The following is a 24,110-nucleotide window of genomic DNA, read 5'->3' on the forward strand; positions in this document are numbered from 1 at the left end:
TGTGCCGCCGGTATTCAGTGCGGTCACAGGTGAAATTAGGCGAGGTGGTCCCTTGGGGCAATGTCTTTTGCCGCAAAGCGCTTTTCCCCGGCGGGTGATCTGGTAAAGACGTCAAAGCACTGAAATGGCAGGGGGCCGTATGAGCGACCGTTTCCGCATAACCTTGGCGCAACTCAATCCGACCGTCGGCGATCTGGCGGGCAATGCCGCGATGGCGCGCGACGCATGGGAAAAGGGGCGAGAGGCCGGGGCCGACCTTGTGGCGATGACCGAGATGTTCATTACCGGCTACAACGCGCAGGATCTGGTGCGTAAACCTGCCTTTTATACCGCGGCCATCGAAGAAGTGCGTAAGCTGGCGGTGGATTGCGCGGAAGGCCCGGCGCTGGCGGTTGGCGGGCCTTGGGTTGAGGGCACCGAGCTCTACAATGCCTATTTCATCCTCAAGGGCGGCAAGATCGCCAGCACGGTTCTGAAGCATCACCTGCCCAATGAGACGGTGTTCGACGAGGTTCGGATTTTCGACTCCGGCCCTCTCGGCGGTCCATATTCGGTCGGAAATACCCGTATCGGCTCGCCAATTTGTGAAGATGCGTGGCACGAGGACGTGGCCGAAACGCTGGCGGAAACCGGGGCCGAGTTCCTGCTCGTGCCGAATGGGTCGCCCTATTACCGGGGCAAATTCGAAACACGACTGAACAAGATGGTGGCGCGTGTAATCGAAACCGGCCTGCCGCTCATCTATCTGAACATGGTTGGCGGGCAGGACGACCAGGTGTTCGACGGCGGCACCTTTGGTCTCAATCCCGGCGGCCGGCTCGCGTTCCAGATGCCTCTCTTCGATGAAGAAATCACGCATGTCGATCTTGAGCGCGGATCTGAGGGCTGGCGCATTGTCGAGGGCAAGGAACACCCGCACCCGGACGATTACGAACAGGATTACCGTGTCATGGTGCAGGCACTGCGCGATTATATGGGCAAGACAGGTTTTAAGAAAGTTCTGCTTGGCCTGTCTGGCGGCGTGGATTCTGCGATTGTTGCCGCGATTGCGTCGGATGCGCTGGGTCCGGAAAACGTGCGCTGCGTGATGCTGCCCTCGGAATATACTTCGCCGGAGTCCCTGGAAGATGCCGAGGCGGTCGCCAAGGCGCTGGGCTGCCATTACGACTATGTGCCGATCAGCAAGGGCAGGGCGGCGATCACCGAAACGCTCGCGCCGATGTTTGAGGGGCGAGAACCCGATCTGACCGAAGAGAACATCCAGTCGCGCTTGCGGGGCCTGTTGCTGATGGCGATGTCGAATAAGTTCGGCGAGATGCTTCTCACCACCGGCAACAAGTCCGAGGTCGCCGTGGGCTATGCCACGATCTATGGCGACATGGCGGGGGGCTATAATCCGATCAAGGATCTCTACAAGACGCGGGTCTTTGAGACTTGTCGCTGGCGCAACGCCAATCATCGCGACTGGATGATGGGGCCCGAAGGCGAGGTCATACCTGTCCGCGTGATCGAGAAACCGCCTTCGGCCGAGCTTCGCGCCGACCAGAAGGACAGCGACAGCCTGCCCGATTACCCGGAACTTGATGCTATTCTTGAAATCCTTGTGGATCAGAATGGATCGATTGCGGATGTCGTTGCGGCGGGCTTTGAACGCGAGGTCGCGAGAAAGGTCGAAAAACTGATTTATATCAGTGAATACAAGCGGTTCCAGTCCGCTCCCGGGGCCCGGTTGACCAAGGGGGCTTTCTGGCTCGACCGGCGCTATCCGATTGCCAACCAGTGGCGCGATCCGTCGTGATTTCAGGCATGTTGTCGAAAAAATACCGCCCGACAATTATGTCGGGCGGTTTCGTTTCTGCTCGACTGCTTTCTCGCGCTGAACTTTGCAATGAAGTCCTGCTAACCTATTATAATTTCACGGCTAATCCCAAATAGCGCGTGATTGGTTCGCATGTCGATTGGTCCCGGCGAGTCCTTTGTGAGTGGCTTTCATCTCAGTTGAGTTTGCCTGTTTTCATGCTATTGATCGGCGAGTCATTCTGTCAACCATTAACTCGTGCAGTTTTTTGTTCTAGGCGGAAATTCATGGCTATATATTCAATATCAAAGGAAAAGTTTTTTCCCCAAGAATTGGCAATTTCAGGTGGATCAGTTTCCAGGCCCTGCTCCCTTCAGGCGTGAGCGCTCGGAGTCGGTTACTAGGGTAAAACTGGCCAGTGTTGTCAGGCTGGTGGCCGTCTCGGGTGAGATCTGCACGGTTCCATAAGCGGGTATTTTGCTTGTTGGGTGTGCCGAAACACTTTGGCTTTCGATAACAAACTTGTCGGGCTGCATGTCGGCCTCGGAGTTTTTCATGATGACAGCGCCGTCACACGTCGTAGCGATCACCTTACCATCTGGCTGCCTTATCGCATAAGCCTTGCCGCTGGCACGGGTACAATACGCGATCGCCGCGAGCAGCCAGCGGGCGTCATCGGGCGTGCTACCTTCGATGCGTCGCCCGTCGCCTCCGGCAAGCCAATACGCCGCGCCTATACCGGAGGCAAAAGTCGAAAGCGGCTTGTCAGCAGCCAAGAACAGGGTCTCTCCACCGATCCTGTGATCTGCTTTTACAGAAGCTCCGTTCGCAAAACTTGTGAGAACATGGGCGGCAATTTCCGCAGCTGGAAGACCGGCGGTGAGAAGGGGTGCGACGAGAGCGGCGTTCTGTCGGGCGAGGCCGTCCGGAAGCCCCGCGCCGCGCGCGGCCTTGGTTAGCAGGGCGGCGAATTCCGAAAGGGCGAGCTCCATCAGTGCTCTTGCCCGATATGCGTAAAGATCCAGTCGTCAGGTGTCTCTTGCAGGTCGGCGATGGAACTGGGTGCCCCCTGAAACAGCGTCACGCGGAGCCATTTGTCGGAAAGCGGGTCAAACTTGGCGGCGCCGAAAAAGGCCAGCTTGCAGCGTAGCAGCGCAAGCGGCACAAGATCCGGCCCCACAAGGTTTTCGCGAATTTCGGCAAAGGGCTGGGACTGCTGAATCTCCAGCCTTTCGACAATGTCGAGCAGTTCCGGGTGGTTCAGGAGCAGGCTGCCCAGATCCGCATTGGGCGGAAGGCTGTCGATGGCCGCCAGCAGAGACTGGGACTGGAAAGCGTAGTCGAAGGCAAAGGCCTTGTCGTCGCCTTCGTCCACTCCGATTTCACCAAGACGGGGTTCCTGCTTGGCGGCGGAGACATACCAGAAATGACGCCTCTGCTCTTGCGACACGTCTGACCCCAACGCCCAGCCGTAGGTCGCCACGAGACGGCGGCGCAGGTCCGAGAGGGTCTGATCTGCACGGATCGGGGTACCATCGTGTAACGACATGCTCTCTTCCAGATCGTCGATCAGATCGCCGTAGGGTTCGAGGATCAGGCTCAGCGTCATTTCTGCGCCGTCGGGTGAGAATTTGGCCAAGGCATGGCATGCGATTTGATCCCACAGGCAGGTCGGATCGGTGATCGACCTTAGCCAAGTGATCACGCCTTCGATTTCATGGATCGTGATTCGGATGCGAGAGGCGTATCCGCTATCCTCGACCTGCCATTCGCCAAGATACGACAGGGCGCGTTCGGCGCATCGAAGGAACGTCCCGATCTCGGTTTGCGTGGGTTTGGCGATGGCGCGGACCCGTGCGATGGCGGTTTCGCGCGCTTCGATCCAGCGACCGATCAGTTCGGGGTGATTGATGAGGAAGGGCGCCATACCCAGCCCCGTTGCATTTCCGATGCCGATGAACCGCCGGATACGCCCGGCAAGGGAGGCCGCGGACGCGCCGCCGCGATGCCGCGCGACATGTTCGACAAGGTCGAGCGTGAAGAGACGGATCAGCCAGACGGTCAGCATTTCAGCCTGAAAAGGCGCCTGGAACTCCGCGCGATCCGAGATCCAGCTGCGATCTGCGATGCCGAACTTGCCATTGCCGTAAACGGCGGTGGTCCGCATCAGGTAGCCCACGCGGCGCAGGTCGGCCAGCGCGGGTTGTTGCCCGCTGGCCAGTTTATCCGCCACGTGTTCGAACATCCGCATGCTTTTGTTTGCGCGCGACAGAACCAATTCGCGGGGCGTGAAACGCCCGGCCTCTTGCAGCGGGACGCAGTTTGACAGCCGGTCCATTTCGGCTTGATCGGGAATGCCGTCGTAGAGCACATAGGTAGTGTCCCAGACCTCGGCGATGACCCGATCGGTACGACGCTCATCGGGGATTTCTTGAGAGAATGCTACGAGGCTATAGGCGCGTTGAGGTGTCCGGATGGTGTAGATCGCCCTGCCGTAACCCTGCGCATCAAGAGAAAGCCGCGGCGGATCCATCTTCCATTTTTCGCGGGCCACCCGCCGCAGCAGGAGCCGCATGAAGCTGAGGCGTGTGGGAAACATCGCGCCAAGCGATGTGAGGGTCATGACCTCATCCGGGGTGCGCCTTTTCAATGCTGGACTTGCGCTGTCCATGCGTCTGCTACCCCTGTAACACGGCGGGTTGGAATGTGCTTTTGAAAAACCGCATCCAGTTACCGCCCATGATACCGTTCGTTTCGGTATTGGAAAACCCGGCGTTGCGCAGCCCGTCGGCGATGCCGGGAAAGTCGCTGATTCGGTTGAACCATGCCGGCTGTTCGGGGAAGGCGACCGGCTGCCTGTCCTTGCGCCACATGCCGTTGCGCATCCAGGCCACTGCGCTGTCGGGTCGGTTCTGACAGAGATCGCTGCCGATGCCGATGTTTTCAGGGCCTATGATCTCGGCGGTTTTCGCGACCATTTCGCAGAAATCGCTAAGCGTGCAGTCGGCGCCGTTGCGCAGGTGGTGGGCGTAGAGCGAGAATCCAAGCATGCCGCCAGTCTGTCCGAGCGCGCGCAGGATGTCATTGCTCTTGCCGCGAGCGGAGTCGTGCCAGAACAAGGGATTGGCATGGGTGATAGAAATAGGGCGCTGCGATAGGTCGATGGCCTGCAGGGTCGAGATCGGGCCGCTGTGGCTCATGTCGATCAGCATCCCGAGCCGGTTCATTTCGGCGATGGCTTCGCGACCCATGAGAGAGATGCCGTTATCGGTGGGTTCGAAACAGCCAGAGCCATATGCGCTTTGCGTGTTGTAGGTCAGCTGCATGACGCGCAGACCCATGTCATGGGCAACCTCGAAAAGCCCGAGGTTGTCCTCCATTGGCGACGGGTTCTGCGACCCGAGAAAGACGGCCGTTTTGCCCGAGGCCTTGGCCGTGAGGATGTCTGCGGCGCTGCGGCCTTTGATGATGTATTGCGGATAGGTTTCGAACAGCCGGTTCCATTCGATCACGTCCTGTACAAACATCTGGAAATTGCCGTGGTAGGTGACAGTGGCGTGGATTGCGGTCATGCCGGTTTCTACCAACTCTCTGAAGACGTCTTCGGACCAGTCGCAGTACTGAAGGCCGTCGATCAGAAGCGACGGAGTTTCGGCTGTGTCCTGCATGATCGCGTCCCGGGATGACTAAGGTTGCGTCCTCAGTTGACGCCATGGGTTGACTTGAGGCAAATCGAAACTTCTGGCATTTGTTTCAAGGAACTTGAAGTGGAGATGGCTGGCCATGATCAAGCACGAAGCGCTTAAAATGTTCGTCGCGGTAGCCGAGGCGGGCAATATCCTGCACGCGGCAGAGCGGCGCGGGCGTTCCCCGGCGGCGGTTTCCATGAGCCTGAAGCAACTTGAAGAGCACATCGGCGGTGCCCTTTTCGACGGCGACCGAAAGGCAAAGCTGAGCAATTTGGGGGAACACGTTTATGCCATCGCGCGTGCCGAGATCGACTCTTTCGAGCGGGCGACGGAGTCTATCCGGGCCTTTGCGCGTAACGAGGTAGGTCGCGTGAACCTTGCCACGGTGCCGTCCATTGGCTACCGGATCATGCCCCGGGCAATCTCCAGTTTTCTGGAAACGCGCCCCGAGGTCGAACTGGACCTGATGGACGCAGATACGAAAAGTATCGTGTCGCTGGTTGAAACCGGGGCCATCGATTTTGGCGTGGGCGGACGACCGCGTCAGGGGGCGCAGGTAGAGTTCGAGAGGCTGGTTTCGGATCGGTTCGTGGTTCTGTGCGGTGAGGGGCACAGGCTGGCCGAGTTGTACAAGCCTATAACCGTCGCGGATCTAAAGCACGAAACGGTGATCGCGAACGGGTCCACGGCCGTCATTCCGGGCAGTGATCTTTTGGCGGCCCGTACCGGCCCCCGATTGATGGTTCGGAACATGACATCGCTGATCGCGCTGGTGAGACAGGGGATCGGCGTGACGATCCTGCCGGAACTGGCGGTACCGCTGGAAACGGGGCTGACCAGCCTGCCGTTTCATGGCGCGGAGGGTGCGATTTGGCGGGATATCGGTTTGCTGCAAAAGCGCGGCGCCTATCTGGCGCCAGCGGCTGTCGCGTTTCGGGATCATCTGAAAGAGATTGTCCTGAGCGACGCGGGGACCCTTGATGGGTGACGGGTGGCGCCGTAAGCGCCACCCGGTAGTCTTCAGAGCGGATCGCGGATCAGCGGGCCGGTCGAGCAGTGCAGACCGCCGCCGCCTTGGGCGACCTTGTCGTATTCCACGTAACGGGTCGAAATACCTGCCTTTTCCAGCTTTTCCTGCGTGCGCTCGGAAATGCCGTGACCGACGATCACGCGACCGGGGCGGGTTGCCAACACGTTCAGAACACCAGGGTGATCGTCAGGGCTGACATCGACCATCTTGATGCCCAGTTCTTCCAGCGTTTCGAGAAAGGTAAAGGGCAGCAGCGTGGGGTTCAGGAAAGCTGTATGCGTGTCGACCATGACGAAATTGCCATCGATGTGCAGACGGTAACCGGTCAGTTGGACACGGTGCAGGGTAACGCCCTGCGGGGCGAGTATTTCCTCGACCTGCCGCGCGCCTTCCTCGTTCACCCGCGAGGAGATGCCGACAACCGCATTGGTTGGATTGAGGAAGGCAAAGCTGCCGCCTTCCATCAGTCCGGTGCCGGATATGGTGCGCAGGATCGGCATGCCGAGATTCGCGAGCGTCCGCGTGACGGGCAGTTCTTCGCCCCGGCGGATCGGCGGGCCCATGCGGGTGACGATCGCGCCGCCATCGACGGCAATCACGCTGTCGCGGCAATAGACCGACTTCATCTTACCCTCGGCGCATTTGTCGAGATAGACGACCTCGGCGCCTTCCTCGCGCAGCACCTTCACGTATTCGTCATGCTGGGAACGCATTTCGTCGAAATCGGGAAGTTCCGGCCCGCGCCAGTACCAGCCCGCCTTGACGTCGCCCCAAGCGCCGATGTCATTCAGTTTCTTCGACGGGTCGACGACGTTCATCTCGTCGCCCGGGCGGTGCATGAGCACCATGCGAAGCTGGCCGACATCGTTGTTGCAGCCCCAGCGGCGGCCCCAGACGTTGACCTGTTGCTCTTCGCTTTCAAAGGCCGGTTCGGCCTTTGATCCGAATTCCTTGATCAGGTTGTTATACCGATACTCGTGTTCGGTGATGATCGACATGTGTGTCTCCGTGCGTGTCTAGGGATCAGCTGAAAGTGTAGGGAATGGACCATTCCTCGCCGCGAACGGTTTCGACGTATTCGGGCCATTTGTAGAAGACCGGCGGTTCGTAATCGGCGGGCAGCAGGGGCGCGACCCATTTGTCGCCGCCGATGCCGCCTCCGGTACGCTCGCGGAATTCGGCCTGCGCCTTGTCGAGTGTTTCGCCGTCGGTGAGCAGGTCGATGATGGTGGCACCGATCACCTTGCCAGCGGTGATCCACATCGGGTCGATGCAATCGGCAACCCCGCCCATCGCAAGCCGCGCCCATTCCGGGCAGCGCGCACCATCGGGCATCTGAAGCGTCGGGCGACCGATGTAAAGGCGGACGGTTGGCGCGTGCCATGTATAGTCGACGTAATCGTCCGCTGCGAGATGCATCTGCCACGATGGAAGCTGCTTGCGGAACACGGCCTCGCCATCCTGCGGGCTGGTGAGTTTCTGGATCTCGGGGACGAAGGGGTCTTCGACGTTTTCATAGCCGAGGCCAGACAGGATCTCGCGGGCAAAGTCACGGGCCTTTTCGTTCCATTGTGGCGCGCCGACCTTTTGCAGGTTTTCCCATGTGACGCTGGCCATCGCATGGTTGGGAAGACCGGCCCGGGTGCGGGTGACCCATACCTTTTCGACGGTGCAATGTGCCATCGCGGCGCAATGCTCGGCATTGCGGTCGAGCACTTCGAAGACGCTTTCGCACATGTCGAGTAGCGGCGCGCGCAGGGAATACTGGATCTGCGAAAAGCCCGGCGCGATGTTGTCGGCGGTGGCCTGACCGGCTTGAACGATGAATTCGTTAAGGCTCCAGCTGCCTTGGTGGGGAAGCATGGATTCCTTCATATACTTGCCGGAGGTGTACATCATGCAGACCGCGTCGATGGCGCCGGGCGCGCGGGCGGTAAAGTGTTTGTGGGCGAGCCCACCGTCGGCCTTGCTGGATTGCCATGTTTCCGGTTCGTCGCAGCGGAAGGTGTAGATGCGGCTCCAGTAGGGGGCGCTGTGAGTGTCCCAGAAACAGCTGTTGCCCATGTTGGCAAAGCTGTGCGGGTGAAAGCTGATCGCGGCGTCGAGATCGTTGTAATAGCCCTTGGTCGCGTGGACCGGTTTCGATCCGCACATCTTTTCCGCCGGTTCACCAAAGAACTTCAGGCGGCCCTTGATGTCATGCTTTTCCATCGCATGCTTGGCCGCAAGGAAACCCGCGAACGACCCGATTCCGAGACCGGAGTGCGGATCCGTATGGCCAGCGGCATAGCGGTTGGTGCCGGGGCGCGGCGCGCGATAGGGAACCGCGTCCTGCGACATGCCGGGCACCGCGTCATATTCGGCATAGCCCCCGATGGTCGGACCTTCGCCATTGGACCATTCCGCGCAAAAGGCGGTGGGCATCCCGCCCGATCCTTCCTCAACCGTGAAACCCTCGGCGCGCAGGCGCTCCACGTACCACTTGGCGGATTTGTATTCGCGCCACGACGGTTCGTGGAAATCGAAGATCGTCTTGTGATCGAGGGACAGCTGGGGCGTGTTTTCTTCCACCCAGTCGACGGCTGTCTGTTTCTGCGGCGTATCCATGGACATCGGGGTCTTTCCTGTCAGTTACTTCTTGGCCCGGCCACGCAGGAGCAGTTCCAGCGTCAGCAGGGCGACGGTGATCACGACCAGAACGGCAGCGACGGCGGCCATCGTGGGGTCGAGCGCTTCGTTGATGCCGTCCCACATGCGGCGGGGAAGGGTAAACACGGCGCGCCCGGCAATAAAAAGCGTGATGACCAACTCGTCCCAGCTGTGGATGAAGGCAAAGATCAGCCCCGAAACGACGCCGGGCATGATGTTGGGCAGGATCACGAGGCGCAGGGTCTGACCCATGCTGGCGCCAAGGCCAAGAGCGGCGCGCTCGAGCTTGCCGTCAAATCCGGCGAGCGAGGTGGATACGGTAATCACCACGTAAGGTAGGCCGGTGACGGCATGGGCGATGATCAGCCCGAGATAGGTGTCGAGCAGGCGCAGTTCGGCAAAGAATTGATAGATGCCAAGCGCGTAGACGATGGTGGGCACCATGACCGGCAGCAGCATGAAAACGCGGACCAGTTCGCTTAGCCGGTTTGAAATGCGCCAGCAGCCGATGGCACAGAGCGTGCCTAGCAGACCGGCGATGGCGGTCGAGACAAAGGCGATGACAAAGCTTTGCCAGATGCTGTGGAGCCATTCGGGCGAGGTGAACAGGTTGGCGTAATGCTGGAAAGATATCTCGTCGACCGGCATGGCGAGGTAATCGCGGTCGGTGACGGCGACGGCAAAGACGATGGTGATCGGCAGGACCAGAAAGGCGATGATGGCCCATGCGGTCGTGCGGGTTGCCGGTGAGATCGGTTGAGAGCTGAAACCGTCCATTTCATTTGCCTCCGAACAGACCGCGCAGGTCGATGATGCGGCTCATCACCCCAAGGAGCAGCAGGATCGTAACCAGCAACGTGGTGGCGAGCATCGCGCCGCGTCCCCAGTTCACGAGGTCCATGATCTGAAGCTGGATGTATTCGGCGATCATCAGTGTCTTGCCGCCGCCGAGCAGGGCAGGCGTGACGTAAAAGCCAAGCGAATAGATGAAGACAAGGATGCCTGCGCCGATAACGCCGGGCATGGAGAGGGGCAGGAAGACCTTACGGAAGGCCACGCCTCGTGAGGCACCAAGACCCCGGGCCGCAGCAACGCAGCGGGTGTCGATATTTCGCATATTCGCGTAGATCGGCAGTACGCCCAGCGGCAGCATGTAGTGAACCATGCCGATGACCACGCCCAACTCGTTCCAGATCAGGTCGAGCGGCGTGTCGATGATGCCGGTACTGATCAGCACATCGTTGATGGTGCCTTCTCGGCGCAGCAGGATGAACCATGAAAAACCGCGCACAAGAGCCGAAATCCAGAGCGGGATCAGCACGCCAAGGAACATGATGCGTTCGACCTTGGGCTTGGCATGTACCAGCACGTAGCTGATCAGGTAGGCGAATATCAACGTCAGGCCGGTGGTGATCACGCCGATGCGTGCGGTGGTGATCAGGGTCCGGTGCACCGAGGCATTGTCGATCAGGTCCTCGTAATTGCCAAGGCCGGGGGTTGGAAAGGTAAAGCTCATCCAGAGGACGCGGGCGAGCGGATAGAAGTAGAACCCGAGCATCAGAAGGACGGCAGGTGCAATTAGCAGCCAATAGCGGCCTTCGCTTCCCATTATGCTGTTAACGGTCAGCCTGCCGGGGGAGTTTTGCGCATGTGCCGCCGAGGTGCCGGTCGTTGCCATCGTCAAGCGGTATCCTTTGTTGAGGCCAGGTTCTGCCGGAAAAGAAAAGCACCCCCGGTTAAGGGGGTGAAGGTAGAGCCGGGCACCGGGAAGCGCCCGACGGGGGAGTGTCAGGAGGTGATGAAATCCAGGTATTCCTGCATCGCATCCGCATAGTGTTCGGCGTACCAGTCGGCCGAGATACGGGCTTGCTTCGCGACGTTTTCAGCCGAGGCCGGGTTGGACGCGGCCAGATCTTCGGGAACGAGTTCCGAAGCGGCAGGGTTTGCCGGCCCGTTGCCCATGGCTTCGAGAACCATGACCTGACCTTCGGGCGCCTGCATGGAGGCGATGGCTTCCATCGCGGTCTGCTTTCCGGCGGGGTTGCCTTTTGGCACGGCCCAGAGACCGGGCTGAAGGAGGCCACCCTCGAACGTGTACTTGATGCGGCCGTCGGTTTCCTTTTCGAGCACGTTGGCACGGGTGTTCCAGATCATGCCCATGACGCATTCGCCTTCGCGCAGAAGGCTCTGGCTTTCCGAGCCGGAGCCCCAGAACAGCAGGTCGTCCTTGATCGTGGCCAGCTTGGCCAGCGCGCGTTCCACGTCGAGCGGGTAGAGATCCTCGATCGCGACGCCATCGGCGAGCAGGGTGAGTTCCAGCATCGCCTGCGCATCCTTGCGGAGCAGACGGCGACCCGGGTATTTCTCTAGATCGAAGAAGTCTGCCAGTGTTGGCGTGCCTTCGACCTTTTCGCTGTCCCATGCCAGAACGCTGGAGAACATGTAGTTTACAACGCCGTAGTCATAGGCGAATTCAGGGATGACCTTGGATTTGTCGACGATGGAATAGTCGATTTCTTCAAGCGCGCCCTGCGGGCCAAGCTGGGTCAGCCCCACGATGCCGGAATCGACGATGTCCCAGGTGACGTTATTCGCCATGACCATGTTGAGGATCTTGCCGGTGCCGGGGCCGGAACCATCGATGACCATTTTGCCGCCCTGCGCCTCGTAGGGTTCGGCAAAGGCTTTCTCGAATACTTCGAGTGCCACACCGCCCCAGTTGCAAAGCACGACTTCTTTCGCGTTGGCCGCAAGGGCCTTGCGGGTCATACCCGGAACAAGTGCCATCGGGATGCCGATGCTGGCGGCGAATTTCAGCAGATCCCGGCGGGACATGCCTTTGTTTTCTTCGGTGCCGATCAGATCGGCGCAGTCTTCTTCGAAACTTTGTGTCACTTTTCTTCCTTCCTGTTGCAGTTATTGCTTATTCATCGTCTTCCACGATCACGCCCGCCGAGGCGGGCCAACCAAGGCGGATCCTGCTGCCGACAGCGAGGTCATGAGACAGCTGGGCCGCGGGCATCGTGAGTTCGAACGTGCCGAAGTGATCGGTTTCGGCCGTGATGGAGAAATTCGATCCGAAGTAGTTTGAATCGCTGACGGTCGCCTCGATCACATTATCGGCCTGCGTGTCGCCTTCGATCAGGCTGACAGCCTCGGGGCGCAGCGCGATGAGCGCCGTGTCGCCGGGTTCAAGCGTAGCCGTGCCTGCATGTTGGCGCAGCGTGATGTCACCATTCCTGATCGTAAGCTCCTCGCCCTCACGAGAGATGACGTCGCCGCGCAGGAAATTGCTCCGGCCAAGGAAACCGGCAACGAAACTGGTGCGCGGGGTCTTGTAGAGCTCATCCGGACGGCCCTGCTGCACGATGACACCGTTGCGCATGACTACGACCCGGTCCGACATCGACAGGGCTTCGTCCTGATCGTGTGTGATGTAGATGAAGGTGAGGCCAACCTTACGGTGCAGACGTTTCAGCTCTTCCTGCATCTCGGCGCGCAGCTTCTTGTCCAGCGCGCTGAGCGGTTCGTCGAGCAGCAGCAGGTTGGGGCGGAATACCATGGCGCGGGCAAGGGCGACGCGCTGCTGCTGGCCGCCCGAAAGCTGTTTCGGCATCCGGTCGCGCAGGTTGCCAAGCTGCACCAGGTCGAGCGCTTCTTCGACGTGCCGGGCGATCTTGTCCGACGACCATTTGCGTACCTTCAGTGGAAAAGCGACGTTGTCGAAAACCGACAGGTGCGGGAACAGGGCGTATCCCTGAAAGACCATGCCAAAGTCGCGGGTTTCCGGTGGCAGGTGGGTGATGTCCCGATCACCCAGGGTCATGGTGCCACCATCGGACTCCAAGAACCCGGCGACCAAGTTCAGAAAGGTCGTCTTTCCCGAACCCGAAGGGCCGAGGATCGTGAGAAACTCACCTGCCCGGATCGTCAGCGAGATACTGTTGATTGCGCGGAAATCGCCAAAGGATTTCTCGAGGTTCGTGACGCGCAGATCGCGATTGGTCGTGTTCATTCCGGTTCCGTTCTGTCCCGCCATTGGCGGGGTTGGGGCAGTGGTTCCTTCATGGTGGAGCGCGTTGAGACCAACTTAGGGATACAGACGCCGAACCAACCAGATGGCAGTGATATGGAATTGGTATGGCGTTGGTATGCCAAAGGTCAACCCAAAGCATATAGATGGTTCGGAACTGGACCGAACGCTGCGTAAATTTCAGGCGGGTATATCAGAGTAATTTCGGCTACTGCAGGAGGAATGACTTCGCCGTAGCAGCAAGGTGTTGATTTAAATGATTAGTATGAAAACGGTTGCAGGGCGGCAGGTGGATCGAGTGGCCACAAATCAGCGGGACGCCAATGTCTGCAAGATGCTGCCCTGAACGTTGTCGAGGTGATTCCGCATCGCCTCGGAGGCTTTCTGGGCGTCGCCCTCCAGCAGCGCATCGATAATCGAAAGATGCTCGGCACAGGTTTCGTCGAACCGTTGGGGGATCGAGCGCAGATCGAAAATCTGCGTGCGGCGGCGCACCGTCCTTATGATATCAGCCAGTTGTGGATTGCCTGCGGCTTTGGCAAGGCTTCCGTGCAAGAGGTCATCCACCGCGCGCACCTTTTCGCGGTCGGGGCGTTCGCCGGTCGAGGGCTTGGAGTCGACGAGTTCGACCAGCTGATCGCGGATTGCTTGCAGGTCCTCGCGGCTAATTCGACCCTGAGCCAGTCGGGCCACTTCGGGTTCGAGAATCTGGCGGATGTGCAGCGCATCCATGTACTCTTCGATCCGCATCTGGCGAATCTGGAGGCCGCGTGTTCCCTGCCGTACAAGAAGGCCTTCGGCTTCGAGCATGAGCAGGGCATCACGGACAGGCGTACGGGAAATGCCGAGCATCTCGGCAAGGCGGCGTTCATTGATCATCTGACCGTGCGCCGCTTCGCCCGACAGGACCATCTGGAGGATCTGTTCATAGGCGTTGAGCGCCAGCCGCTCTTCGGACGTTTTCAACATGACTGTGTCTCTCCCTAACCCGCCCGGTATCGTTGTATTCCTTAGGTGTGTCGCTGGTATACATAACAGGCACAATGCTGAACCCCAATAACCAAGGCGGCTGGACTTCGATGTTTCAAGGTGCTTTGCCTTGAAAACAGGCTTGGCCCAGAAATGGCCTTAATGAACCGACAGGAGCGACAGGATGAGCCATCGTATCGACCTCAATTGCGACATGGGGGAAAGCTTCGGTGCCTGGACGATGGGCGACGACGCGGCGATGTTGGATCTGGTGAGCTCTGCAAATATCGCCTGCGGCTTTCATGCGGGCGACCCGGACGTGATCGCGCGGACCATCGAGGCCGCGCAGGCACGCGGCGTCGCGATTGGCGCGCACCCTTCCTTTATGGACCTTTATGGATTTGGCAGGCGTCGGATCACCGGGGACACGCCGCAAGCGCTCAGGGCGCAGCTGATCTATCAGATCGGAGCGGTCAAGACGATGGCCGAAGCCGCCGGGGCCAAGATGACCCATGTCAAAACCCATGGCGCGCTAGGCAACATGGCGGCCGAAGATATCGAACTGGCACGCGTTTGTGTCGATGCGGTCAAATCTGTCGACCCGTCCTTGTTCTTCGTGGCTTTACCCTACAGCGAAACCATGCGGGCCGCGGAAGAGGCGGGGCTGTCCGTGGCCTGCGAAATCTACGCGGACCGGAGCTATACGGATCAGGGGCACCTGACGCCCCGCAGCCAGCCCGGCGCCGTCATCCACGATCCGGAGGAAAGCCTGAAACAAGTTCTGCACATGGTGGTGGACGGATATATTCCGACGACCGGCGGCAAGAAGCTATCGGTGAAGCCGGATACGCTTTGCATTCACGGAGATACGCCTACGGCGGTTCAGATCGCATCGCGCCTGCGAGAGGCGCTTGAACGTGAAGGCGTGACAATCGGGCCGTTTCACATCCGTTGATCTGTCAGGTCGGAGTGGCCTCAACGTCACTTGGGTTGGCGAACATCGGGTTTTCCGTCAGAGTCGCGGCGATGCAGCGCACGGCTTCGGCAAGATCTTTCGAGTCCATGCCTTCGTCCGGCGTATGGCTGCCGTTCCAGTTGCGCAGGAAAACCATGGCGGATTGCCATCCGGCATCGGCGAAAGCGGCGGCATCATGCCCGCCGCCCGAGGCCAGCGTCGGGACATCCAGGCCACGGGCTTTGGCCTGAGCATGAAACGCATCGCGCATTTCGCCGTCTAGCCGCGCAGGGCGGCTGCGCGACTGCGGGCCGAAATCGAAGCGCACGCCCCTCTCCTGTTCTATATGCGCGGCGAAGCCCTTTAGTCTGGCGTCCATGTGTTCAAGTAGCGCGGTCGAATCGCTTCGCAGGTCAAGACAGAACTCGACCTGTCCGGGGACCTTTGCAAAGGCGTGGTCGGGGGTGGCGGCATCAATGCGACCTACGGTGATGGCGAGATCTTTGCCATTTTCTTCGATTTCGGCCCAGTCCCTGTCCAGCATTCCGATGAGGTCGGCGAGCCCAAAGACCGTGTCCGATCTGAGGTGACGCGGCACGCCCCCTGAATGGCCCCACGCTCCTTCGATCCGGGCAAAGCGGTAGCGGAGGCTGCCACGAATGCCGTCGACAGTGGCAAAGGCGTGACCGGCTTCGTGAAGGACCGGGCCCTGTTCGATATGCATCTCGAGGAATCGCGCAGTCTTAAGGCCGCGATGGCCGATCACGGCGTCTGGGTCGCCCCCCTGTTCGCCCATATGGTCGGCCAGCGTCCGGCCGGTATCGGCACGGCAAATTGAGAGCTCGGGCTCCTCAAGTCGCGCAAGCGCCGCGCGCGATCCTATGTAGGAGGCCGGGAACCAGACGCTTTCTTCGGCCCTGATGACAGATACGACCAGATCGAAAGGAAGGGTTTCGCCGCGTTCCACGAAATGGGCGGCAAGCGCAATCGCTCCGGCCACTCCGGCGACACCGTCAAAGGCGCCTCCGCTTGGGACCGTGTCGAGATGGGAGCCGCTGTAAAGATCAGGGAGTCTCTTTTTAGCGCCAGGCAGGCGGGCGAAGAGGTTTCCGCCAGCATCGCGGGAAACATGGAGGCCGAGGCGGCCGGCTTCATCGGCAATGACTTCGTGGGCCTGCGTTTCTTCAGCGCTGTAGCTCGGGCGGGTCCAGCCGGGGTTTGACGCGCCGATCCGGTTTACCCGGTCTAGTACTCGCGCAATCATATCGCTGACGGAATCCGTCATTCCTGTGTGCTTCCGGGATTGTTAACGGTCGCTTCTGGGCGTTGTTTGCGGCACAGTACGTCAAGCAGGTTCTCGACCGCCCTTTCAGCGACGCGGATCATCGATTCTTCGGTGGCGCCGCCGAGATGCGGGGTCAGTATCACGTTGTCCATCTGGCCAAGCGGACCTACAGGCGCCGTATCTGAATAAACATCAAGGGCCGCGCTGTGGAGCTTGCCTGTCTGCAATGCCTGAACCAATGCCTCTTCATCGACAAGACCGGCACGGGCGACGTTGACGAAGATCGCGCCGGGTTTCACACAGTTCAGGATTTCGGTTGAGACCAAGTGCTGCGTTTCCGGACGTAGATTGGTGTGCAGAGAGATGAGATCGGCCTGGGCCGCGGCTTTGCCAAGGTCGGTGCTGCGGTGAAAACCCGGATCAATCTCGGGGGAGCGGGGTGAGTAGACGGTGACCGTCATGTCAAAACTGTCGCGCAGGATCTTACCGACTCCTTTGCCCGTCGCGCCCCACCCAACGATAAGGGCGTTCTTGCCAAAGAGTTCGCGGGTCAGGGACCGATCCCTGAAGCCTTCGTCATGCAGGCGGGCGGCCCGATCTGCGGGCAGGATCAGTCGCGCAGCTGCGAGAGCCAGCCCAATGGTCAATTCGCTGACCGAACGTGCGTTGGCACCCGGGGCATTGCAGACAATGATGCCAGCCTTGTCGGCGGCGGGTTTGTCCACCTGTTCGTGCCCGGCGCCATGCACCGAGATGACGCGCAGGCGCGGCGCCGCGCTTATCAGGTCGGCTGGCAGGCCAAAGTTCCGCGTGATGACACCATCGCAATCGGCGATCAGGTCTCGCAGCACTTCGACTTGGGTTGAGCGGGCAATAATCGGTTCGATCCCTGCCAATCGCAGCTTTGCCAGACCGGATTCATGAATGGGCTGCGTGACGAGGCATTTCATCGGCGGTACCGTGTCTTCAGGCCCTGAGTTCACTTGGCAAAAACGGAGTCGAAATCCGCAAATCCCTTGATTTCAATAGGGTTTCCCGAAGGGTCGAAAAAGAACATGGTGCGCTGTTCGCCGGGTTCACCTTCGAAACGAATGACCGGAGGAATGTCGAATTCGATGCCTGCCGCGCCAAGTCGGTCAGCGACAGCTTTCCATTCGTCCAGCGGCAGGACGAGCCCGAGATGGGGCATCATCACCATGTGATCGCCGACCTTGCCGGTACGGGTCGTTTTGAACGGCTCCCCGAGATGCAGGGAAATCTGGTGCCCGAAAAAGTCGAAATCGACCCAGGTCTCGGTGCTGCGGCCTTCGGTGCAGCCCAGGATGTCGCCGTAAAATCGGCGGGCAGCATCCAGATCCGTTACGTGGTAGGCGAGGTGAAACAGTGAAGGCATAATCTCTCCTGCCGCTGGCAAGGTTTGGGGACACCACCGAGGGTGACATGGTTTCGACCTTGGTATACCAATGGTATCCGGCTGGTTTCAAGGTTTTAGGGTGCCTAGGAGCCAAATCTTTTTTCAGGTGCTTAAACATTGGTTGCGGCTGACACCTCAAGACGTTTTTCTGATGGTCGCTGCGCGCCTTTAGCGGATCTGAATGCAGCGCAAGACTGAAATGAAACCGGGGAACGTATTGGGCAAAGTTAAAAGGAGCTGGTATTGATTTCGGATATGCTGCGCGATGCCCGGTTCTTGAGCTGTGGCGACAGCGCGATTTGTGTCGAGTTCTCACGCGATGTGGATGAGCAGGCGAACACAGTCGCGCTGGCACTCGCATCGGCCTTGGATGCCGAGCCGCCGGAAGGAATGCAGGAGGCGCTGCCGACATATCGTTCGGCGCTGGTGGCCTATGATCCGCTTGTGACCTCTGCGCGGGAGATGACCGCTCATATTCGGACTTGTCTGACCCGGATCAGACCCTCGGATCAACTGGGACGCAGGATCGAAATACCTGTCTATTACGGTGGCGATGCTTGCCTAGATCTGGACGACCTGGTCGAGACCAAGGGTATGGATCGCGAAGAACTGATCGCACTGCACATGTCGGTTGAATATCGAGTTTACATGATCGGCTTCGCCCCGGGGTTCGCCTATCTCGGCGGCTTGCCCCAGCAGCTTGCAATGCCGCGCAAGCCGGTGCCCCGCCAACTCGTTCCGGCAGGGGCCGTCGGAATTGGTGGCAAGCAAGCCAGCGTCAATTCGGTTGCCGGCCCGAGCGCGTGGCATTTCATTGGCCAAACGCCGCTTCGGCTCTTTGACCCTCGGCGATCGGACCCCTTTCTGCTGGACGCGGGCGACAGTCTCTGGTTTCGCCGCATAGACGAGGTCGAGTTCGAAGATCTGAGCGCCCGGGTGTCCCGGGGAGAGAGCCCGGACGTGATCCGGGAGACCCCCGCATGAGCAGGACCATGCGCATCTTGAACGCGGGTCCCATGATGACCGTTCAGGATGGTGGCCGACGCGGTTTTTTGCGTTTCGGCGTGTCCGGATCTGGGCCGATGGACCGCGACGCCTTCGAGGCCGCAAATGCGCTTGTCGGAAATGTGCCCGGTGCAGCCGGGGTGGAATTCGCTTTGATCGGCGGCCGGTTTTCTTTAGCTGATGAATGCTTGATCGCGGTTACCGGAGGCGACGTGCCGGTTGCGCTGAATGGCAAGCCGATCTCACCTTGGTCTTCATGGCGCGCGCCTGCGGGAAGCGAACTTGAGATCGGTGCGATGCGCAGTGGCGTTTGGGGCTATATCGCCATAGGCGGAGGCGTGACCTGCCCGCCTGTCATGGGGAGCCGGTCCACTCATCTGCGCAGCGGTGTTGGCGGCCTTGATGGGCGGGTCTTGCGAACCGGTGATGTCTTGCCGCTTGGCTCCGACACCGGGGCCGAGCCGAAAAAGCTGGTCAAACCGATAAGGCTGCGGGGCGGACCGATCTCGCTGGTTCCGGGGCCACAGGACGATTGTTTCGATGCAGACGCTTTTTCGCGCCTCTTCGGTCGAGAGTTCCAGGTTTCGCAACAGCGGGACCGGATGGCGATGATGCTAGACGGGCCGGAAATTCACGCCGCCGGCGGTCATGATATCGTGTCTGACGGAACGCTTATGGGATCGATACAGGTGCCGCCATCTGGCCGTTTGATCGTGTTGATGGCGGATCGACAGACAACGGGCGGCTTCCCAAAGATCGCCACCGTTGCCAGCGCCGATCTGGGTCGTCTGGTTCAAACACCTTCGGGCAAGGCTGTCAGGTTCCGGGCTGCTACGGTCGAGCAAGCCGAGGAAATGGTGCGCGAAGCGGCCGAAATGCGCCGTTCGGCGCTGGAAAACCTCGCGCCGAACGATCCCTTGCCGGGTTAGCTCGGGGTAAAACGCAGGGACAGGCAGGACATGCCGCCGTCGATCTTGGCGCACTCGCTGTTGGCAATTTCTCGGACTTTGTAGCCAGCCTCGCGGACAGTTTCTGCCGTGCGCGGGAAGCCTGCGGGCATGATAACTAGGTCGTTGAACCGGATCGCATTGGCAGCGGCTTCTTCGCCTTCGGCGACGTAAATAATGCTATAGCCCTCAAAGCAGCCGGAGTCCGCCAGCCGCCGGGTTGCCAGCACAGTTTCTGCGTCGAGCAGGGAGCAGTCGGTTTTGAAGTGGAGCACGCCTTCGGGCGTGAAGACTTCCCGCAGGGAATGGCCCCAGTCCGACAGGATCGCGCGCAGTTCGGCAACGCCTTCGGCATCGGTGCGGGCCGAGCGTCCCACGAGCACTTCGCGTCCGGTGACGAGGATGTCGCCACCTTCGATATGCCCCGGACCCTTGATTTCGCGGATGTCGGAGTAGAGGTCGCGCAGGGTTGGGGCCATTTCGGACACTTCGCCCATGCGCGATGGCGCGCCGGGCCGCATCAGGATCGCGCCCTGCGGCAGGCAAAGTGCAGTGTCCTCGACGAACAGCGCATCGGGGTAGTCCTTCAGCGCATCGAGTTCGATTACGGTTGAACCGGTGGATTTCAGCGTCGCCACATAGTCGGCATGGGCCGCGAGCATGTTTTCGAGATCGGGCGTGCCGGAGTCTTCGGCGCGCAGCCCGTTCACAACGCTTTGCGCGGGACGGCGGGTGATGGCGTGGGTAAATTCGGTCGAAGGGCTTGGCATTCGGTATATACTCTTGCTGGGTTCTTTTGGTGAAAGGTGTCAGGCGCTGACAGCGTCGAATTGCCGGGCAAAGGCGATCAGTCTTTCGACGCCTTCGTAGAAACGCTCATCCTCAACGGTCAGTGCGATGCGGATCCAGTCACGGACGGTGTCACCAAAGGAGCTTCCGGGCATGACGGCCAGCCCGGCCTCGTCCAGCAGGCGCTGGGCAAAAACATCGCTGGGAATGCCGGTGGCGGCGATATTGACCATGATGAACATTCCGGCCTGTGGTGGATGTGCCCAGAGTGCGGTTTCATCCGAAAGACGGCTGGCAAGCGTGCGGGCGCGTGAGGCATAGCGATTGCGCATGCCTTCGGCCACGGTGGAACCCTGACGGATGCCCAGTTCTGTCATGTCGGCAATGAATGGCTGGCTGCCAAACAGCATCGTTTCGGCAAGTGGAAGCAGGGTTTCGACGAACTCCGGGGATCCGACGCACCAGCCGCTCCGAAAACCGGGCGCGGCGTGGCTTTTCGAGATCGAGGATACGACGATCACGCGTTCTGCCAGTTCCGGGAGCGAGAGTGGCGAGCAAAAGGTGGCATCGTCAAAGACCAGATCTTCGTAAACTTCGTCCGATATGATCCAGAGATCATGCGCGCGGGCGACCTCGCCTATCGCGGCGATGTCCGCGGCGGTCAGGATCGCACCCGTCGGATTGTGCGGGGTGTTCAGCAGGATGACGCGGGAGCGCGGGGTGATGCGCGCCTCGATATCGCTGGCTTGCAGGCGAAAGCCGTTTTCAGCCAGCAATGGAACTTTCACCAGGTCGGCGCCGCTGGAGCGGATAACTCCTTCATAGGTGGCATAGTAGGGATCGCCGACCAGCACCTCGTCGCCTTCCTGCGCCAGTCCGAGCAGCGCAAGGTAAAGAGCGGTCTGGGTGCCGGGCAGGCAGATCATTTGATCGGGCGTGATTTTGCGTCCGGAGGTGCGGGAATATCTTTCGGCCAGCGCCGCCGTCAGGCCCGGTTCGCCGCGACCGTTCGAATAGGTGTAGCGACCGGACCGCATCGAACGCACGGCCTCTTCGATCATGTCATCTGCAACAGGCACGTCCGGTTCGCCGATGCAAAGCTCGACGATATCCTCGCCTTTGGTCACGCGGGCGCGGGCCTGCCGGTGAATGGCCCATTTCGCGCCACCAAGGTTGGCGAGCCGGTCGTTGATCGCTGCGTATTTCATGTGTCTATCGCCTTTCTGTGCAGGTCCAGCCCCGTCAGGGCTGCAACCGAATCGAGTCCTATTTTTGCGAGTTCGCCGGTTGCGAATTCCTGTGGCAGCGCGCCGCCTTCCAGCCAGAGTCCGTCGATCACCCCGTTGCTCGCTATAGCAAGTTGGCGCAGCCGTTCCGGGGTCGCGGGCTGATCCGTCTCGCGCAGCGCTTCTGCAATCAGCGCCTCAAGCTGGTCGCGGAAGTGGTGGTAGGTGCGCTGGTGGATCTTGTTGAGATCGGCATCATGCAGTGCCTCGTTCAAAAAGCCGGACCAGAGCGCAACCCAGCCCGGGTTCACCACAGGGGGCGAGAGCGACGCCATGACGAAACCGGCCAGCCTGTCGCGGGCAGTGCCTGCCGTGACATCCTTGGCTGTCGCGACCGCATCGGTCATCTGCGTCATGTGATGTTCATAGGCCGCGGCGATCAGGTCTTCCTTACTTGAGAAGTAGTGGCGGATCAGCCCCTGCGTCACCTCTGCCCTTTCGGCGATGGTGCGCACGGTCGCCGCCCTGACGCCCGATTCGGAAATCACCTGCAAGGTGGCCGCAATAAGATCGTCCTTGCGCTGCGACGCAGTTTCACGCCTGAATTTTCGGCGGGGAGGGGAAGACATGGTGGCAGCTCGCAGCGAATATAATTATACGCTTGAATAATTACTGGACTGTGTGCCTACTACAAGAAAAATCGGACAGGGAAAGAATGGATTCTTTTTCAGGGGGTGATCCGGCTTCTGCGTCTTCGGGGCGCGATAAGGAAGCCGTTCGCATCGAAGAACTGCACAAGTCTTTCGGAGAGCTGGAAGTACTCAAGGGCGTGAACCTAACGGCGCGCAAGGGTGACGTGGTCGCGATCATCGGCGGCAGCGGGTCGGGCAAGTCCACGATGCTGCGGTGTATCAACTTCCTCGAGACACCAACCTCCGGCCGAATTTATGTTGGCGGCGAGCATATCGCGATGCGGGACGACGGCACGCCCTCGAACCGCCGCCAGCTTGAACGTATCCGCACCCGTCTGGGCATGGTTTTCCAGTCTTTCAATCTATGGACGCACCGGACGCTGCTGGAAAACGTGATCGAAGTGCCGGTGCACGTGCTCAAGCAACCCCGCGCCGAGGCAATCGAAAAGGCGCAGAGCCTGCTGAAGCGTGTCGGGCTGGGGGACAAGGCCGATGTCTATCCGGCCTATCTGTCGGGCGGACAACAGCAGCGCGCCGCAATTGCCCGTGCGCTGGCGGTTGACCCAGATGTCATGCTTTTCGACGAACCAACAAGTGCGCTTGACCCTGAACTGGTCGGTGAGGTTTTGACCGTAATCCGCGACCTTGCCGCCGAAGGGCGTACCATGCTGCTGGTTACACACGAGATGAAATTTGCCCGCGAGGTGGCCGACCACGTGGTTTATCTCTACCAAGGCCGGATTGAGGAACAGGGTGCGCCCGCCCAAGTTTTTGATGCGCCCAAGTCCGAACGGCTTCAACAATTTCTCATGTCAATCAACTAACCAACTAAGGGAGACTACCGATGACATTCCTGAAAACTCTTGCCGCAACCGCGACAGCCGCCATGCTGACCGCCGGTGCGGTTGCCGCTGACCCGATCAAGGTTGGCGTTGCGGCTGAACCTTACCCGCCGTTTTCCTCGGTCAACAGCGCCGGTGAATGGGAAGGCTGGGAAATCGAGATCATCAAGGCTGTCTGCGATGCGGCCGAACTGGAATGCGAAATCACGCCGACCGCCTGGGACGGGATCATTCCCGCGCTGACCGGCAAGCAGATCGACGTGATCATGACCTCTATGTCGATCACCGAAGAGCGTCAGAAAACGATCGATTTCTCGGACCCGTATTACAACACGCCGACCGTGATCGTGGCCGACAAGTCGATGGATATCGAACCGACGCCAGAATCGCTGGCGGGCAAGATCCTTGGTGTTCAGGCATCGACCATCCACCAGAACTATGCGCAGAAGTATTTCACCGATGCGGCTGAAATCCGTATCTATCAGACGCAGGACGAAGCAAACCAGGATCTGGTTTCGGGCCGTATCGACGCGACACAGGCCGACAGCATCGCGATGAGCGCATTCATCGAATCCGATGCCGGTGCGTGCTGCGAAATCAAGGGTGCGGTGGCCGACGATCCGTCGATCCTTGGTCTCGGCGTCGGCGCAGGCGTGCGCAAGGGCGAAGACGAACTGCGTGAAAAATTGAACGCGGGCATCGCCAAGATTCTCGAAGACGGGACGCATGAGGAAATCACCTCCAAGTACTTCTCCACGAGCATCTACGGCGGCTGATCCGTGTCTGA

23 protein-coding genes are annotated in these 24,110 nt (G+C 60.0%); 7 read left to right on the plus strand and 16 right to left on the minus strand.

The features are described from left to right. Positions 1-139: 139 nt before the first annotated feature. Positions 140-1,798, plus strand: coding sequence for an NAD+ synthase (locus ACU0FH_RS06310; RefSeq protein WP_446193846.1), 1,659 nt, complete (start codon positions 140-142; stop codon positions 1,796-1,798). 350 nt (positions 1,799-2,148) lie between these two features. Here the strand turns inward: ACU0FH_RS06310 and ACU0FH_RS06315 are convergent, their stop codons facing one another. The 3 genes from ACU0FH_RS06315 to ACU0FH_RS06325 are packed head-to-tail and all read right to left on the minus strand — an operon-like array spanning position 2,149 to position 5,466. Then, positions 2,149-2,790, minus strand: a complete 642-nt coding sequence (locus ACU0FH_RS06315; RefSeq protein ID WP_446193847.1) for a DUF3726 domain-containing protein — start codon at positions 2,788-2,790, stop codon at positions 2,149-2,151. Next, the gene (locus tag ACU0FH_RS06320; RefSeq protein WP_446193848.1) at positions 2,790-4,421 is read right to left on the minus strand and encodes a hypothetical protein; all 1,632 of its coding nucleotides are present in this window, start codon (positions 4,419-4,421) and stop codon (positions 2,790-2,792) included. The genes ACU0FH_RS06315 and ACU0FH_RS06320 overlap by 1 nt, the downstream gene beginning before the upstream one ends. Before the next feature lie 55 nt (positions 4,422-4,476). After that, the gene (locus tag ACU0FH_RS06325) at positions 4,477-5,466 is read right to left on the minus strand and encodes a membrane dipeptidase (protein ID WP_446193849.1); all 990 of its coding nucleotides are present in this window, start codon (positions 5,464-5,466) and stop codon (positions 4,477-4,479) included. A 115-nt stretch (positions 5,467-5,581) separates the two neighbouring features. Between ACU0FH_RS06325 and ACU0FH_RS06330 the strand changes: the two genes are divergently transcribed. Further along, entirely contained in the window at positions 5,582-6,475 is an 894-nt protein-coding gene (locus ACU0FH_RS06330) for a LysR family transcriptional regulator (protein ID WP_446193850.1), read from the plus strand. Between the two features lie 32 nt (positions 6,476-6,507). Here ACU0FH_RS06330 and ACU0FH_RS06335 read toward each other — a convergent pair whose 3' ends face one another. The 7 genes from ACU0FH_RS06335 to ACU0FH_RS06365 all read right to left on the minus strand — a co-directional run bounded on the left by ACU0FH_RS06335 (position 6,508) and on the right by ACU0FH_RS06365 (position 14,168). After that, the gene (locus tag ACU0FH_RS06335; protein ID WP_446193851.1) at positions 6,508-7,515 is read right to left on the minus strand and encodes a dimethylarginine dimethylaminohydrolase family protein; all 1,008 of its coding nucleotides are present in this window, start codon (positions 7,513-7,515) and stop codon (positions 6,508-6,510) included. 25 nt (positions 7,516-7,540) lie between these two features. Then, complete coding sequence (locus tag ACU0FH_RS06340) at positions 7,541-9,130, minus strand: amidohydrolase (RefSeq protein ID WP_446193852.1); 1,590 nt, start codon at positions 9,128-9,130, stop codon at positions 7,541-7,543. A gap of 18 nt (positions 9,131-9,148) precedes the next feature. Beyond that, complete coding sequence (locus tag ACU0FH_RS06345) at positions 9,149-9,943, minus strand: ABC transporter permease (RefSeq protein ID WP_088632056.1); 795 nt, start codon at positions 9,941-9,943, stop codon at positions 9,149-9,151. A gap of 1 nt (position 9,944) precedes the next feature. After that, positions 9,945-10,844: an ABC transporter permease gene (locus ACU0FH_RS06350; protein ID WP_446194157.1), complete on the minus strand. Its 900-nt coding sequence runs from the start codon at positions 10,842-10,844 to the stop codon at positions 9,945-9,947. A 110-nt stretch (positions 10,845-10,954) separates the two neighbouring features. Next, positions 10,955-12,061, minus strand: coding sequence for an ABC transporter substrate-binding protein (locus tag ACU0FH_RS06355; RefSeq protein WP_446193853.1), 1,107 nt, complete (start codon positions 12,059-12,061; stop codon positions 10,955-10,957). 28 nt (positions 12,062-12,089) lie between these two features. After that, complete coding sequence (locus ACU0FH_RS06360; RefSeq protein ID WP_446193854.1) at positions 12,090-13,181, minus strand: ABC transporter ATP-binding protein; 1,092 nt, start codon at positions 13,179-13,181, stop codon at positions 12,090-12,092. Positions 13,182-13,508: 327 nt separating this feature from the next. Next, a complete protein-coding gene (locus tag ACU0FH_RS06365) occupies positions 13,509-14,168 on the minus strand; it encodes a GntR family transcriptional regulator (protein ID WP_446193855.1) in 660 nt (219 codons plus the stop codon). Between the two features lie 184 nt (positions 14,169-14,352). Here ACU0FH_RS06365 and ACU0FH_RS06370 point away from each other — a divergent pair, with 184 nt between their 5' ends. Then, complete coding sequence (locus ACU0FH_RS06370) at positions 14,353-15,123, plus strand: LamB/YcsF family protein (protein ID WP_446193856.1); 771 nt, start codon at positions 14,353-14,355, stop codon at positions 15,121-15,123. A gap of 4 nt (positions 15,124-15,127) precedes the next feature. On the opposite strand, the gene ACU0FH_RS06375 is transcribed toward ACU0FH_RS06370, so the two are convergent. From ACU0FH_RS06375 to ACU0FH_RS06385, 3 genes are read right to left on the minus strand one after another with little or no spacing between them, the layout of a single operon-like run. After that, complete coding sequence (locus ACU0FH_RS06375; protein ID WP_446193857.1) at positions 15,128-16,408, minus strand: hydantoinase/carbamoylase family amidase; 1,281 nt, start codon at positions 16,406-16,408, stop codon at positions 15,128-15,130. Beyond that, complete coding sequence (locus tag ACU0FH_RS06380; protein WP_446193858.1) at positions 16,405-17,358, minus strand: NAD(P)-dependent oxidoreductase; 954 nt, start codon at positions 17,356-17,358, stop codon at positions 16,405-16,407. The genes ACU0FH_RS06375 and ACU0FH_RS06380 overlap by 4 nt, the downstream gene beginning before the upstream one ends. Positions 17,359-17,387: 29 nt before the next feature. Continuing rightward, positions 17,388-17,801, minus strand: coding sequence for a VOC family protein (locus ACU0FH_RS06385; RefSeq protein WP_238370802.1), 414 nt, complete (start codon positions 17,799-17,801; stop codon positions 17,388-17,390). A gap of 264 nt (positions 17,802-18,065) precedes the next feature. Here ACU0FH_RS06385 and pxpB point away from each other — a divergent pair, with 264 nt between their 5' ends. Both pxpB and ACU0FH_RS06395 read left to right on the plus strand, forming a co-directional pair. Beyond that, positions 18,066-18,806 carry a 5-oxoprolinase subunit PxpB gene (gene pxpB / locus ACU0FH_RS06390; RefSeq protein WP_446193859.1) on the plus strand — a complete coding sequence of 247 codons (741 nt, stop codon included), beginning with the start codon at positions 18,066-18,068 and terminating at the stop codon, positions 18,804-18,806. Beyond that, the gene (locus ACU0FH_RS06395) at positions 18,803-19,756 is read left to right on the plus strand and encodes a 5-oxoprolinase subunit C family protein (RefSeq protein ID WP_446193860.1); all 954 of its coding nucleotides are present in this window, start codon (positions 18,803-18,805) and stop codon (positions 19,754-19,756) included. The genes pxpB and ACU0FH_RS06395 overlap by 4 nt, the downstream gene beginning before the upstream one ends. On the opposite strand, the gene ACU0FH_RS06400 is transcribed toward ACU0FH_RS06395, so the two are convergent. The 3 genes from ACU0FH_RS06400 to ACU0FH_RS06410 are packed head-to-tail and all read right to left on the minus strand — an operon-like array spanning position 19,753 to position 22,418. Then, positions 19,753-20,544 (minus strand): dimethylarginine dimethylaminohydrolase family protein, encoded by a 792-nt coding sequence (locus tag ACU0FH_RS06400; protein ID WP_446193861.1) that lies wholly within the window; start codon positions 20,542-20,544, stop codon positions 19,753-19,755. The genes ACU0FH_RS06395 and ACU0FH_RS06400 overlap by 4 nt on opposite strands. 39 nt (positions 20,545-20,583) lie before the next feature. Beyond that, positions 20,584-21,771, minus strand: a complete 1,188-nt coding sequence (locus ACU0FH_RS06405) for a pyridoxal phosphate-dependent aminotransferase (RefSeq protein ID WP_446193862.1) — start codon at positions 21,769-21,771, stop codon at positions 20,584-20,586. Further along, on the minus strand, positions 21,768-22,418 hold the full coding sequence (locus ACU0FH_RS06410; RefSeq protein ID WP_446193863.1) for a TetR/AcrR family transcriptional regulator: 651 nt from the start codon (positions 22,416-22,418) through the stop codon (positions 21,768-21,770). The genes ACU0FH_RS06405 and ACU0FH_RS06410 overlap by 4 nt, the downstream gene beginning before the upstream one ends. Positions 22,419-22,504: 86 nt before the next feature. On the opposite strand from ACU0FH_RS06410, the gene ACU0FH_RS06415 reads away from it, so the two are divergent. Continuing rightward, positions 22,505-23,305 (plus strand): ABC transporter ATP-binding protein, encoded by an 801-nt coding sequence (locus tag ACU0FH_RS06415; RefSeq protein WP_446193864.1) that lies wholly within the window; start codon positions 22,505-22,507, stop codon positions 23,303-23,305. Between the two features lie 20 nt (positions 23,306-23,325). After that, complete coding sequence (locus ACU0FH_RS06420) at positions 23,326-24,099, plus strand: transporter substrate-binding domain-containing protein (protein ID WP_446193865.1); 774 nt, start codon at positions 23,326-23,328, stop codon at positions 24,097-24,099. Positions 24,100-24,110: the final 11 nt, after the last annotated feature.

The organism is Heliomarina sp. (assembly GCF_052826185.1).